This is a genomic window from Polaribacter cellanae, assembly GCF_017569185.1.
Lineage (GTDB): Bacteria > Bacteroidota > Bacteroidia > Flavobacteriales > Flavobacteriaceae > Polaribacter > Polaribacter cellanae.
Genome location: NZ_CP071869.1, coordinates 2,191,251 through 2,205,775, shown reverse-complemented (window position 1 = coordinate 2,205,775; position 14,525 = coordinate 2,191,251). Strand labels below are relative to the sequence as shown.

At 28.3% G+C, this 14,525-nt stretch carries 12 protein-coding genes; 1 reads left to right on the top strand and 11 read right to left on the bottom strand.

Going from position 1 to position 14,525, the window contains the following annotated elements:
* Positions 1-410: 410 nt before the first annotated feature.
* From J3359_RS18585 to J3359_RS09835, 6 genes are all read right to left on the bottom strand, one after another.
* On the bottom strand, positions 411-524 hold the full coding sequence (locus tag J3359_RS18585) for an IS1/IS1595 family N-terminal zinc-binding domain-containing protein (protein ID WP_437440099.1): 114 nt from the start codon (positions 522-524) through the stop codon (positions 411-413).
* Positions 525-1,158: 634 nt separating this feature from the next.
* Positions 1,159-3,324 carry an RHS repeat domain-containing protein gene (locus J3359_RS18310; protein WP_243765890.1) on the bottom strand — a complete coding sequence of 722 codons (2,166 nt, stop codon included), beginning with the start codon at positions 3,322-3,324 and terminating at the stop codon, positions 1,159-1,161.
* Positions 3,325-3,488: 164 nt separating this feature from the next.
* Positions 3,489-4,736 (bottom strand): transposase, encoded by a 1,248-nt coding sequence (locus J3359_RS09850; protein WP_496559661.1) that lies wholly within the window; start codon positions 4,734-4,736, stop codon positions 3,489-3,491.
* A gap of 228 nt (positions 4,737-4,964) precedes the next feature.
* Complete coding sequence (locus J3359_RS09845; protein ID WP_208076748.1) at positions 4,965-5,567, bottom strand: hypothetical protein; 603 nt, start codon at positions 5,565-5,567, stop codon at positions 4,965-4,967.
* 214 nt (positions 5,568-5,781) lie between these two features.
* Positions 5,782-6,423, bottom strand: coding sequence for a DUF6443 domain-containing protein (locus J3359_RS09840; RefSeq protein WP_208076747.1), 642 nt, complete (start codon positions 6,421-6,423; stop codon positions 5,782-5,784).
* A 5-nt stretch (positions 6,424-6,428) separates the two neighbouring features.
* Positions 6,429-9,794 carry an RHS repeat domain-containing protein gene (locus J3359_RS09835; RefSeq protein WP_208076746.1) on the bottom strand — a complete coding sequence of 1,122 codons (3,366 nt, stop codon included), beginning with the start codon at positions 9,792-9,794 and terminating at the stop codon, positions 6,429-6,431.
* Between the two features lie 318 nt (positions 9,795-10,112).
* Between J3359_RS09835 and J3359_RS09830 the strand changes: the two genes are divergently transcribed.
* Positions 10,113-10,526 (top strand): hypothetical protein, encoded by a 414-nt coding sequence (locus tag J3359_RS09830; RefSeq protein WP_208076745.1) that lies wholly within the window; start codon positions 10,113-10,115, stop codon positions 10,524-10,526.
* A gap of 351 nt (positions 10,527-10,877) precedes the next feature.
* Here the strand turns inward: J3359_RS09830 and J3359_RS09825 are convergent, their stop codons facing one another.
* Genes J3359_RS09825 through J3359_RS09805 form a run of 5 tightly spaced genes read right to left on the bottom strand, consistent with a single transcriptional unit; the run spans position 10,878 to position 14,518 of the window.
* The gene (locus J3359_RS09825) at positions 10,878-12,005 is read right to left on the bottom strand and encodes a type II secretion system F family protein (RefSeq protein WP_208076744.1); all 1,128 of its coding nucleotides are present in this window, start codon (positions 12,003-12,005) and stop codon (positions 10,878-10,880) included.
* On the bottom strand, positions 12,005-12,466 hold the full coding sequence (locus J3359_RS09820) for a prepilin-type N-terminal cleavage/methylation domain-containing protein (RefSeq protein WP_208076743.1): 462 nt from the start codon (positions 12,464-12,466) through the stop codon (positions 12,005-12,007). The genes J3359_RS09825 and J3359_RS09820 overlap by 1 nt, the downstream gene beginning before the upstream one ends.
* A complete protein-coding gene (locus tag J3359_RS09815) occupies positions 12,453-12,809 on the bottom strand; it encodes a hypothetical protein (protein ID WP_208076742.1) in 357 nt (118 codons plus the stop codon). Before J3359_RS09815 ends, J3359_RS09820 begins: the two co-directional genes overlap by 14 nt.
* A complete protein-coding gene (locus J3359_RS09810; protein ID WP_208076741.1) occupies positions 12,797-14,062 on the bottom strand; it encodes a hypothetical protein in 1,266 nt (421 codons plus the stop codon). The genes J3359_RS09815 and J3359_RS09810 overlap by 13 nt, the downstream gene beginning before the upstream one ends.
* Complete coding sequence (locus J3359_RS09805) at positions 14,063-14,518, bottom strand: hypothetical protein (protein WP_208076740.1); 456 nt, start codon at positions 14,516-14,518, stop codon at positions 14,063-14,065.
* Between the last annotated feature and the right edge of the window lie 7 nt (positions 14,519-14,525).

Here is a 14,525-nt window from a genome sequence, read left to right as displayed (position 1 = left end):
AAGGCTGTAATACTAATATAATTTTGAGATTTGTATTTATTATTGACATCATTTTTTATTTTCTTTTTTAAAAGAATCTTTTCCTAGAGTATAAAAATAATAAAGAAACATTATCTTTCTACATTATAGAATTGCTAAAATATATAATTCATAAATTTAAAAAAATGATAATTATCATATATAACAATTATTGGTCATCTTTCGATAATTTAATATTCATAATTTTATGAATCTATATTTTATTTTGAAAGTAAAAAGCAACTTTACAGTTTCTTAATACAGATTTTATATAGTCAATGAGTTGCTTACGAATAACTAAGATTAAGAAATCACAGTACAGTTGCAGTTATTCCAACACTTTCTCTTAAGAAGAGATAAATGTTTTTATCTGTATTCTCCCTATAAGCCTTTTATATATAACTTCTTTGAAAACTACATTTACAACTTTTACAATAGTATCGTTGTCTCCCATTTGATTGTTTACCATTTTTAACGGCTAATCTCTTACACTTTTTACATTTCATTTAGCATTTTATTTATTTGGTTAAATGTTGTTCGCAAGCTCGTTTCATAACTTTTTCATCAACTAATTTGAACCACCAAGGTAAAAAAGACACATTTTAACGCCTTTAAATTCATTCAAAAATAAAAGAATGAACTTTTTGTTCATCCTTATTTACTATAATTAATCTGTTAATCTGTTGTTTTACAATATCTTATGTTTTAGAAATTTATCATCAACTAATCTGTACCATTACCGATTAAACTAATTAATCAATTAGACGAAGAAGATAAATCTACGATACTTAAAATCATTGATACAATGCTTACCAAAAAGAAGTTTAAGGACTTTTTTAATAAAAATGTAGCTTCACTTTAGAGCATAAAAAAAACCACCCGAAGGTGGCTTTTTATCTATTTTATTTTCTTGAATATAAAGGCGCTAATTATTGCTAAAATTAAAGACGCTATAATTAAAATATACCACCAATATGGTATAACCCATTTAAAAAAGTATTCAAATGTCTTTCCAATATTTTTAAAATAACCACCTTCTAATTTGAACACTTCTATTCCTTCCTTTATTGTAGAGAAGTATAAGACAAGAGAACTGATTATAATAAAAACTATAAAATGCTTTAGATATATTTTCATTTTTTAATTGTTGCCATTAGGGTTTTGAGTTTCAAATAATTTATTATAATCCTGTATATTATACTGCTTACCTTGATAGATTACATTTTGGAATATACCATCAGAATTAAAATTTATTCGAAGGTCAGTATTAATCATTTTTCTACCACCTTCTCCTTTTAAACTTGAAAAAGGGCTTCCTTTTAGTGCACTTACTCCAATAAATACAGAATTTTTACCATCACTAATAAATGATTCTGTGGAAGGAAAATTATCTCCTGTTATATTTGCTGATATACTTAAAACGCCTGTTTCCTGATTTGATGATATTGAAAAAATACCATCGACATCAATATTAGGTGTTAAAGCTTTTGGTGTAAGTGGATTTGCTCCTTCAATTTCTGATTGAAAACTTACTTGTTTAGCTCCTGTGCTTGTTTCTCCTATTTGTACATTTTTTAATGCATCTCTACTTAGTGCTGTGTCTTCTCCTAAAATAGGGTGATGTGTTGCATCACTGGTTTGTAGACCTCCTGACACAACAGGTGTACTTTGGTTAAAATCTATACCTACAGATTGCTTAACTCTTGAAGTTACATTTTGAGAAGTTGTAAAGCCTCTGTCTGCTCCATCTCCCGAAAAGCCACCTCCAAATGTTTTAAACGGTGCAAAAGCTCTTGTATGTATCGATACTTTTTCAAGTCCTTCTAATTCAAATGCATCAATTACTCTATTTTCAGAAAAATTATATGGTGATTGATAATTATAATCTTCTGCTAATGGGTCTATTTGCCAGAACCTACCAATTGCTGGGTCACTTACTCTATATTTCCATTCGTGAGTATTCAGCCCTAAATCTTCTGTAAATTCTTGTCCTTGATATTGCTTTAAATTATTTACAGTTCCGTTGATAACATTATTATATCCACGATGCAATAATCCGAAAGGATAATAATTTCGCTCGTGTAAAATTTCAGTAGAAGCATCGATAGCCCCATTATTATCAAGGTCTGAATACGAGAGTCTTACGTTATTTACTTGGTCTTTATATTGATAGACATATTTAAACCCTTGAGTAATATCTCCTTCACTTTTAGGTTCAATATAGCCTTCGGAGTGATTAGAAAATTTTAAAACATCATTTTCGTAAATATAATTCCCTGCATATTTTGTTTCCGTTTTTTTAGTAGGACTTTCTATTACTTTCTTGCTTAATTTAATACCTGTAGCATCATACGTATAAACAATACGCTTGTATACATTGTTTTCAAATTTAACAACTACTGGCAAATTTAAATGATTGTATTTTATGGTTGTAATTTTTTTGTTTTCATCTTTTGTTAAATTACCATTTAAATCGTAATTATAATCGTTATTTGTGTTTGTACCGTCATCAAAACCTTTTTCTGGATGTATAGTACTATTATCTTTTACTTTAGATAACCGATTACTTAAACCATCTTCATAATAACTATATGATAATATATCAGTTAACTCTCCTGCTGTTAGAACACTATTTCCAGATTTACGAACTAACCTATGAATGTTTCCATTATAATCGTATTTTACATTCTTTAAATCGAATGCTCCAATTTCTTCTGTAAAATTAGTTCCTGCTTTATACTGTGCTTTTGTGATTCTATTTAGCGCATCGTAACTATAGCCATAAGCACGTAGTTTATTATCGTTTTTAGTTCGCCAATGTGTTTCGCTAATATTTCCATTATACAACGCTTCTGTATTTAATTTTGAAGCTCCAGAATTATTTTTTTCAATTGTATTATAGTTAATGTTGAATGCAAATAAATCATCTGTTAGAACATCAGTTGGATTATTTATCGTTTTTAACCAACCTCTAACATTGTAGGTGTAATCTATCTTTTGTAAGCCATCTGTATCTGTCGTTTCGCCTCCAACTCTTTTAGATTCTAGTTGTCCTAAAGCGTCATAAGTATTTTCTACAATAACTTCTTCAGAACTAGTTGTTCCATTAACCTCAAATTGCTGTTTTTGTAATTTCAGTCTTTCTGAATGGTCATACTCAAACTTATCTATGGTAATAATATCGACTTGATTATCTTTTTTATGTGTAGCTTTTGTCTCAGTAACTTTACCAATAAAATCTAGCTTACTCTCAACAATATCGGTTGTTTTTAAGTATTCATTTTTACTATATGCATAAATAGGCACATTCAGAAAATAGGTTATTTTTAAAAATGCAGCTAAAATTGCGGGCAGAATTATTTAAATTCTACCCTCAATTTTTGTTTTAAAGCTGTTTTAAGTGTTCAGTTTCTTAAAAACTTCCCAACAAGACATACCTCTCCCATAAAACTATATTCAATGCTTCAAATTTAGACTACTTGTTGTGCTGTTTTAGCTATTTTTCTTCGGCCAATTTCAAGAGCATTCCCTGTGTGTATTCCAAAGAATATCCATAGAATTTCATTCTTTTTAGTTTTGGCTTTTATTTTTCGTAAGTGATAATATTCTTTATCCTTTCCAAAAGAACCTTCTAATCTTGTAGCTCTTTCTTTTGCGATAATAGCTCTAAGTTGCTTTTTTTCTTTATGATTTTTCGGCTTTTTTCCCTTGGGGATAAAGTCTGTTTCTATGTTCTTAGAACTACAGTGTTTTCTATTTTTATTGGTGGCATAAATTTTATCTGCTCCAGCTATTTTTACTTTTTTTCGAGTTAATCCTTGTGCTTTTTGGACTGTTTGAATAAAACGATTTCCTTCATGAAATGCATTAAAGTTAATATGTTCGATAAAGCTAATTCCATCAATTTGAACTTTGTTAACTTTTGCTCCAAATTCAACAGGTTTTACTTCCTTTCCTCGAACAATAGGACGAATATAATCCTTTTGAATGCTTACAATTCTATCTTTGATTTTTTCTCCTGTATCAAAATGATCTTTTTGTTGTTTGTAAATCCTTTGAATTGTATTTATTCGCTTATAATACAAAGCTATAAACTCAATATTGTGATTTTCTGACAACTCTTTTTCAAAGTTGATAAATTTACTTAACAGATTGAGTAAACCTCGGGTTAATGAAATACGTTTCGACTTGGTTTTTCTTCGCATTTTACTAAATCCTTGATAACGTTTTTTCCACTTGATATATTTACTTCTAATCATTTTAACCCCTAATATAGAGCAGGTTTTACGTAATTGATTGTACAACCAATGAACCGACTCCCAAAGTAATTTTTGGATGCTAGGGTAACGAACTTCACTTTCATAACAAGTAGCATCCATTACAATTTGATTGGGGTTTTCAATTTCGTTTTTCCAAGAGTTGAATAGAATTTTTTCTATGGAATTAATATCGAGTTTCTCTGCTAATTCACAACGTATTTGGCTCACTATTTTATAGTTTGTTAAGCGTTCAAAACCTAGTTCTATATCACAGAAAAATTGATAGTCTAAATTCGAGTTTAGTTGCTCAATCAATTTTCTATCTGAACAATTAGCATAATGTTTTAAAAACATTAAACCTAGTCTTCCTTTAGGACTAAAAAGATAGTTTCTCCCTTTTGATTGTTCAGAAATACCAAAAGAGCTAACTAAATCATTCCAAGGAATTGCAGAGTAGATTTTACCTAAATCTCCCTCTAAAAATCGCGCATAATGAGCATCATAATTCTCGCTGAGGGGAAAAAATTGAAATGCGGTGTTGCATTTCAGAAATTCTTCGTACTTTCATAATTATCGAAATTAAAACCCCGTTTTTTGCCTATATTGGCCATTTTCGGGGTTTATTATAGCTACAAAATACAACAAATCCCTCGTAAAAACAAGGGATGCGTTGTTTTATGAAAGTGCCTAAATAGGTCGAGCTCTATCATCATAATATGTAATTGTTGTTATCCATTTATTATTGTCTGCATATACTCTTGAGTCTGTAGGCAGTCCTTTTACATTTGAAGTACTTGTAACCCCATATGAAGTTACGGAACTTGTACTTTCTTGTAAGTTAAAATTGTAATTGTCGTAATAATTTACTGTCCAAATTGTTAAATTTGTATCAGGAAAATTAGTATTGCTGTAATAGGTGTTTGAAAAACCTGTTCCTGCACCCATCGTTATTTTCGTCTCAAAATTTTGAGTCGCAATTTTAGCATTAAATGTATTTTGTAAGGTTACACGAGTTTCTGTTGAGTTTGCACCTAAGTAATATCTTCCAGTGTAAACGACTCTTCCTAAGGCATCGTATTTTGTAAATAACCAAATTTTACTTTCTTTAAGATTTGCGTCTTGTGTTAATACTGGTCTATCTAAATTATCGTAAACGATAGACTCCCAACCTTTTCCAGGTATTTTCTTCTCTACTAATCTATTTCTATGATCGTATATGTATTGATAACAAAGTTCAGCTAAAACAGTTGATGTGATACTCGATTGAGCTGAGGCTTTTGGAGGAATCACATAGGTTAAATTTCCAAAATCGTCATATACATAATAAGTATCATGTGCAACATTGTTTTCTGTGGTTCCATCTCTATTAGAATCTATATTTGCATAGGTTCTTTTTAATACAACTTGCCCTTGTTTGTTTTTAAATTCTTCTGTGGTGTGGTTTACTCCATCTGAAACTTTCCAGTTTTCATCTTTTGTGATTGTTTTATAAAGTTCTCCTGCTTCATAATTCGCTTGACCTGAAGTTGTACTTAGTTCTTAAAGAAGGATTGTAAGTATTGTCAGCAAAAACAGTAGAAACGTAATATTTCTTTACTTCATTAGCAATATTGCTACTATATTCAAATTTAATGGTGTGCCCACTACCAACTTTCCAATCTTTTCCTGGTGCTGCTTGTTCTAAAACTCTATTTAATGGAGAGTTGTCAAATACTTTTTCTGAATATGCGTTTACTTCCAAACTTAGTGGATCTAAGCCTTCAAAATCATTCGGGTATTTACCTTTATAAAAATCTTGAATATTAAATTCGATATTCCCTTCTCTAATATTTAGATTATCACTCCCATTAGAATAAGGTAAGAAATCTTTCGTTTGCCTTCCAAATTCATCGTATTGTATATGTGTAATTATATCATTTTCATTTCCACCAACTCTAACCGAAATATTTTGTTTAGCTCTTCCTAATCCGTCAAAATAAGTAATACTTTCAACTTTATCTTCTGGTGTTATTGAACCTCCAACGACTTTTGTGGTTCCATCTGTTGTTTTTACTTTATATGTAGTGCTCTTTACGAAATTCTCTGTGGTAGTCTGCGCTAGTAATCCTGATGATACTAACAGAAATATATAAACTAATTTTTTCATAGCTCCTAGTTTTTGTAGTTATATTCATTCTTGTTTAGTATGTTTCCATCGTGATCTTTTACTTGTTTGAGTCGATTAAAGGAATCATATTCGTAATAGACTACTCGCCCTCGTGGATCTGTTACACTAGTAACTCCAATCAACGGATCGTAAGTAAATGTTGTTACTTGTACATTAGTATTAGTAAGGGCATTTCGTAAAGCTGTTAATGCAGTTCTAAGATTATTCTCGGAAGTTGTTGTTCCTTGGGTATTGTCTAAATTAGAAATTTCTTGAATCTTTTCCAATGTATTATAACTTGCACTCAAACTTGAAATAACAGATGTTAATTCACTTGAAGTTAAATTCTCAATCTTTGCAATAGGCTGAGTTTTATTATATCCCCAAATATAAATAATATGAGTTCCATCTTTTTTACTTACTTCTATTGGATTACCCTTATCGTCATAATCATGATAAATAATTCTGTCTTCTAAAAGACCTGAACCTTTAGAACTTTGGATTTTTTTTGGTAAAACTAACTCATTAAATTCACTATAAATAGTTTGTTGTGTTGATAGTAATATATTATTTTTATACCTTTCTGTTTGAATAGGTTCAGCTATACGGTTTTGAGCAAGAGGACTGGTGATTGATTTTTTTTGTAATTTCTTTATTGCAGCGAATTCAGAATTTGATAAATTGTTATTCCCTAGAGAATTTAAATTTGTTATGTCGTCTGGATAATAAATTTTGGTTTTTAGCATTTCTCTCATACTGTTTGTCGTTATAATCTCTTTTGGAAGACTAGGATAAATTCCATAGCTGTATTCCTTAGTTTCAACCACAGAATTACTTTCTGATGCAGTATAATTATATAAGGTTTTTGGAAAAAAAGTATAAATAGTAGAATTTTTTATTGAGAACTTAAAAGAACAAGTGTTATAAATACCTAAGTATAAACCATTTAAATAATTATGATCTCCAGGAGCAGGAACTTCAAATTCTTCTACACACAAATTATTGACTATTTTTTTATAAGTACTTGTTGAATACTCATTGTTTATTTCTTTTAATTTATAATACAATTCATTTTCTTTTTTAAAATAAATTTCATTCAATAAAACTCCATTTAATGAATACTCATTAGATTTAGAACTTGAGAAGTCAAACGCAGTATTTGAATCGTAAAGATATGGCGAAGGAAATTTACCCTCAAGTAAATTATAATGAATCTGTTTACCTCCATTTTCAAAATTATCCCCACCATAGCTTATAGTTACATAATCGTATGCTATTTGATTATAGTTAGTTCCGAATAGAGCATTAACACTATTGGAATTTATATTTACCATGGAAATATATAAGTATACTATCCTTGGCGGAGTACCTGTAGAACTACAATTTATAACAAAAAGCTTTTTACTTGTAGAATAATATTTCGGTTTATAAAATTGATTGTTAACAGAATTATTAGCATTAATAATATCATCTAGTTTTTTATAATAAAAAACTTTTTGAATTTTAGATCCAGAAATAGGGTTATTTGTTATCTTTTTTATTCTTATTCCAGGACCATCAACAATTTTATTTTTATCAGTGTATTTGTAATTAAAATGAACTACAACATCTAATATATTGTTAGTGTCTATCCCATTAAACAATTCAGCGATTACTTTATAACCTTTTTCGCTTTTTTCAGGATTATTAAAATTAACATCAACCCCTTGAGAAGTATTTAAATAATTATCTAAAGGAATTAGTTTAGTTTCGACTAAAGCATTAGTCGTTAAATTTATAAGAGATATTTTTATCTCGACTCTTCTTGTGTAGTCATTTTCTGAAGAAACAATAATATTTGTTCTAATATTTCTTATAAACTTTGATTGAATAGTTTTCTCATGTACAAGCCTTGTTTTGGGATAATAATGAGGTACGTTATTATGTACGTTTAAACCAAGAGTTGTATCATAAATATAGTCGTCATATATTTTTGGGCTTTCATACTCAAAAACTGTATTGCCACCAGTAGGGTACGTTATTTTTGTTAATATACCTAAAGAAGCATAATCAAAGTCAGACCTTCTATCTGCAAAATCATTTTTATAATTTTTAAAACTATAAACTTCATTATTAGGTAATAAGCTAGTATTACTTTTATTGTTAAAATAACCAAAATGATCTTGACTAAAAGAAAATCTCTTTGGTAAATTCTCAGGAGACTTATATTCAAAGCTATATTTTCTATCTGTACTATTGTTTTTATTAAATAAAATTTCTTTTAAAAAAAATCTTTCCGAATTTGAATCTCCTTTAGGAAAAAGATATTCGAAATTTATACTTTGACTAACTAGTTCATCAGATTCATTAACTACTATTTCTTTAAGATAGTTATTAAAATGGAAAGAAGAATTAACATGTGATTCAATTCTTGTAAAATCAATTGAATGTGAATTAACATTAGAGTGTATTTTCTTCAAAAAACGTCCAGATAAAATAGAATTAGTTAATAATTGGGGGTTTGAATTAATAATTTGAAATGGTATTTTTTCAAAACTGCATGTTGAAGAATCTGATCTAGATGTTTCTATAGAAAAAGATTCTTTCTTACCAAGATCTACGTAATAATTTAAAGTATCATATTCAAAATAAATTTCGTCTCCTATAAAATTTTTAATTTTTGTTAAATAAAAAGATGTTGCAACTGTAGGGCTAAGTCCTTGTCCAAATTGACCATTATTAAGTAATCTTGTACTTTCTGTTCCGTTATTTCCTCCAAAAAAATATTTATCTCCATTTTCTGTAGTAATTGTAATTTGTAGTCCGTAATTTGATATACTTCCAATAAACTCAATATCTAATTCTTTATCATATTTTAATAAGGTAGGTTTCATATTATCGTTAGGGTTTAAAAAAAAACTCCCAGAGTAACCTGAAAAAGAGAAATTAAAAATATCTACTTCAGAATCAATCATGTTATCAGCTACATGAGTTCGAACCTTTGCTCTATTACCATTTTGAATTAAATTATCTATTTCTTCAGCAGTATAAAATTCTTTTGTAGATTTTAAATCATCTAAATCTTTTACTATTCGAGTAATTACACCGCCAACATTTAGATTCCAATTCATACCAGTCCAAGAAGCGGCATCATCTACTTTAACTCCACTACTGTTATACGACATACTAATTGGCACATCTAACTTACCTGCTTTGTATGTAAATAAACTAACCGATGGATTTACCAAACCTAGATGCTCATTTACCTGAATATCTCCATATTTTGTGAGCTGAAATGCGGTTGGACTTGGTGGTACTATTGTTGGTAAACTTTGCCCATTAGTAAAAGCAGTTATTAAAACAATAGAGATTATTAATAAGTTCTTTTTCATAAAATTAAATTAAAAAGCAAAAATACTAAAACCAGCATAAAAAAAGTCACCTAAACAGATTTTTATGATACTTATTTACTTGGAGAATATTTGTAGTATTAATTTTAGCTCACTTGTAAAAATTCTAAAAGTGATGGATATTTCTTTGGAAGAGTTTTTTAAAGGGATGTAAAAAACTTTCAGTATCATTTAAAATGAAAATAGTGCGGTCTCGCACTTTCTTTTTCATAGCAATTTTTTTCACCTCCACGTGAGGTGGTTATTTTTTATTTTCGCTATAGAAAAAGCTTTGCTGAAACTTTTTCTAAATACAATTTATTGAACGTTGTAAAACCCATTAACATCTTATCTGATGGTGGAAGTGAAAATAAAGGAGAACTCTTATCTTGGATAAATAATATACAAGCCCCACCAGTGATTATCAAAATAACTTTACAAACCAAAGACTTCCTTTTCACTAATTCTATATCAGAGAATACGCATAGTATTTATAAAACTGAATTTTTACACGGAAAATATTCTCTCAATGAGAAAACGCATTTAAAAGATTTAGCACGTTTTGTTGATTATTATAATCATCATAGGTATCCAACGGATTTATTCGGATTAACACCTTTTGAAGTTGTAAACGGAAAAATTCCTGATAAAAACCACTTTAAAGAGAAAATACAAGAAGCTAGAAAAAATAGAGTCTTAGTCAATCAACAATGGAAGAGTTTTAAGGGGATGTGATCCTATTTTACTACTTTTTCATCAACTAATTTGAACCACCAAGGTAAAAAAGACACATTTTAACGCCTTAAAATTCATTCAAAAATAAAAGGATGAACTTTTTGTTCATCCTTATTTACTATAATTAATCTATTGTTTTACAATATCTTATGTTTTAGAAATTTATCATCAACTAATCTGTACCATTACCAAAAGTAGTAATAATTTCATAGAATCAATTGGTAATAATATTTTCATAACTTCTGCATAAAATCAGCAATTATCTTTAGTGTTAAAAGTAAGTTAAAAACCAAACAAAAAATATGATAAATATCAGGTTTTCAATAATCTTTGAATTAGTCCTAAAATGTATTATGATATCACTGTGCTCAACTTAAACATCGGTAAGTACATCGCGATTAAGATAGTCGCAACAATAGCTCCCAAGATTAGAATTATAAAAGGTTCAATAGTGGCAGAAATAATTTTAGATTTGTATTCGATTTCTTGATTGTATTGATCTGTAAGTCTTTTAAAAATCGTTTCGTTTTGGTTGGTTTCATCCGCAACTTTAATGAGGGAAATCATTTTTTTATCGAATATTTTGTAGTTCCCCATACTTTGATGTAAACTTTTTCCTTGAAGAATATCACTTTCAACTTTTTCTAAAACCGTTTCAAGTGGATAATAAGCAATCATTTTTTTTGTTAATTGGATTCCGTTTAACAAAGGTACTTTTGCGCCAGTTAGCAAAGTAATTGCTTGTGTAAATTGTGCTATTTTTACTTTTCTTACAAACTCTCCAACAAATGGGATTTTTAGTATTAAAAGAGAGGTGTATTTTTGATACCATTCCTTTTTTTTAATAAGGTTTCTAAAAAGAAACAGGCCTAATATCAATATAAAAAAGACTCCCCAGTGATCTTGAAAAAGAATGGATGCGCTCATTATTTTTTTTGTAATCCAAGGAAGTTCTACCTTGTTTTGTTTAAATATATCTGCAAACATGGGTACTACAAATTGCAACATAAAAAGAATCGCTAAAAAAGCTGTAAATAAAACTACTATTGGATAAGATAGAGCACTTAAAATGATTCTTTTTTGTTCATTTTTTCGCTTGTAAAAAAAGCCTAATTCTTTAGACACTTTTAAAAGTGTACCTGTTTGTTCTCCAATTCTTAATGAATGATATTCGTATTCGCTAAACTCCTTTTTATTTTTAATAGCATCAGATAGATTTTTTCCATCAATTAGCTCGGCTACTATTTTCTCTATTAAAATTTTATCGTTCTCTTTTTTTTGTTCTTCAGAGACTAAAATAAGAGCATCTTTTAAAGTTAATCCAGCATTTAATAAAACACTTAATTCCGTATAAAAAGCTTCTTTCTTCTTGTTGGAAAAAGAGTTTCCAAAGGAAATTTCTTTTTTTAATATCTTATCAATATTAAAAGAAGAACTGTTTTGTTTTTTGGATGCTATGTTATTTAATTTGAATGCCATTAGTTATTTAAATAAAAAGTAGCGTCTTTATTTTGTTGAATAAAAATAGTTTTGTTTGCAAACTCCTCTGAAAACTGAATTTCGATACCATCTATAAATTTATTTTCTACCAATAAACCGTTTAAAAATAGTTTTTTATTTTCTATTTTTAAAAAAAAGGTATCTTTCTCTCTAATAATTAAATTATCTGAAAATGTATAAGTAATGCTATCTTTAGTATCCTTTAAAATTAGTTTATTTTCTTTATTTCTAAAAAAAGCATTATAAGAGTTAAAATCTCTTGAAAATCTAGTTTCAAAAAACTGTATTTCTTGTTTTTTTTGATAGTTAGCTTGAATTAATTTCACTTGCTTCCTAACCATATTTAATATTAAAAAAGCCATGGAAATAACAATGCTCGAAACAACCAAAACTACGAGCATTTCTGCTAAAGTAAATGCTTTTAATTTAGTTACTTTCATTTGCGAAAATTCTTTTTGTAATTTCTTTTTTTATACCTGCATTTTTAATTGAAAACTCAATAAAAAATACTCCATCTATTTTAATTTTTTCTATAGAAACTAACTCGTCTTTATCTTTGTAGGTACTTGGTATTTTTAATTGATTGTTGTTGTATTGATACATCATTTTTTCAATTTTGGTTTCTAAATTTTGTGTATCATTTTGGACTGTATTCACCATAATATTATTAAGGGTAATTACGGCAATTCCAAATACCAAAAGCAGAATAGAGGTTGCAACAATTACTTCTGTTAAAGAAGAAGCAATAACTCTTTTACCAAAACAACCTTTTAATTGAGCCATTTTGCAACAGTGTTTAAATCTTGATGAATTTGTAAGCCTGCATATTCTAAAGGTAGTTCCTTAGAATTGATGACTCCATTATAAATATGATTTACGAAAATACCTCCAAATTTATTTACGATAAAATTACTTGTATAAACGGAACCAAATACACTTCCTTGTAAATCTAAATTTTTAGCACAATAAATTTCTCCTTTTATAATAGCGTTCTTTTCAATACTAACTTGAGCATTATAGTTTGTAGAGATGCTTTCTGTCTCAAATAAAACAACACCTCGTACTTCACTATTTTCGGCTATTTTAATTTGGTTGATTTCTATTTTATTTTTTTCTGAATTTTGATTTTCATTATTTTCAAAAAGAGATAAAACTGTTGGGTACATTAGTAGACAATTTTCACCAACGATAATTTTTTTATTAGCAAAAGCTTGAAAATTACCTGTGACATTAGATTCAATGATAATTTCTGGAGCAATTAATATCACATCCTTCAATTTTGCTGTTGATTTTATATGTATTGATTTTTTTGATACTAAAATAATGTTTCCACTCAATGATACATTTTCTAATTGAACAATATTTTCATCTTCATACAACAATGTGTTTTCAGTAAATGAATTGTGTAATTTTAAATTATTTTCAAGTTCAAATTCAGAAATATTCTGCTTTTGATAAGAGCTAAAAAAGTTTTTTAGATAAGCGAGGTTTTTTATTTTCGGTAGCTCGTTAGAACTAAATGTTTTTATTCCATTTACTAAACTATTTCCATAGTAGGAAAAACCTCCAATACTTCCAGTTTTTACTCCTTGTTTTGGCAATTGAGCATTACCTGTAATTTTAGTATTCCCCACTAAAACTAAAGATTGATTGTTATCTTTTAAATACAAAGCTTTTCTTTCTGAATTTTTAACTCCTAAAAGCCCTATTTTTTCAAAAACTTCATTTTTAACTTTAGAAGTAACTATTGCCAAATCAAAGACACCCCAGTGTTTCTTTAATATTGCTGTTTCAGTATTTTTTTCATCAAAAAAATTGAAGATTTTTTCTTCATCATAAGCAATGGTATTATTTCTTAAATAATCGAAACCCGCTAAAGTATTATGAATTGCTTTTTTAGAAAATTGATGTTTTAGAGTCATTTTCTGTTGCAGGTAAATCAAAGAAATAAAAGCAAAAATAATTATTCCAATCACTACTGAAATAACTAATACATATTGTAATGCTCCAGCTTTTATTTTTTTTAGAAACAGCATCTATTGGAGCTTTACAGTTTTTCTAACACCATTAAATTTTACAATAGCTTCTTTTGAGTTTGCTCTCAACAAAACTACATTTTGAACCTTTTCTCCTTTTTTTAAAATTTCCTGAATTCCATTTACGGTTAAAATGTAAGATTTTTCTTTACCTCCTTCAACTATTCCATTGTAAACTACGTTTGGAAAAGGAATTGTAACTGTAGGTTTTACAATTCGCTTTTTTATCACACGTTTTTTTTGAGGAAATTTACCTAAAAAAGGGTCTCTATAAGATTCTTGAATTTCATAAAAAGCATTTTTTTGAATTTTTGCTCTTTTAAAATTAGAAGATACTTTAGTTTTGCTTAACTCAATAACCTCAGGGTTGAATCTCTTATAAATTTGATATCCTATTATACCCCAAATAATTAGAACAGCAATTAATAGACCATATGTTTTTTGTTGCTTCGTCATTTTAATT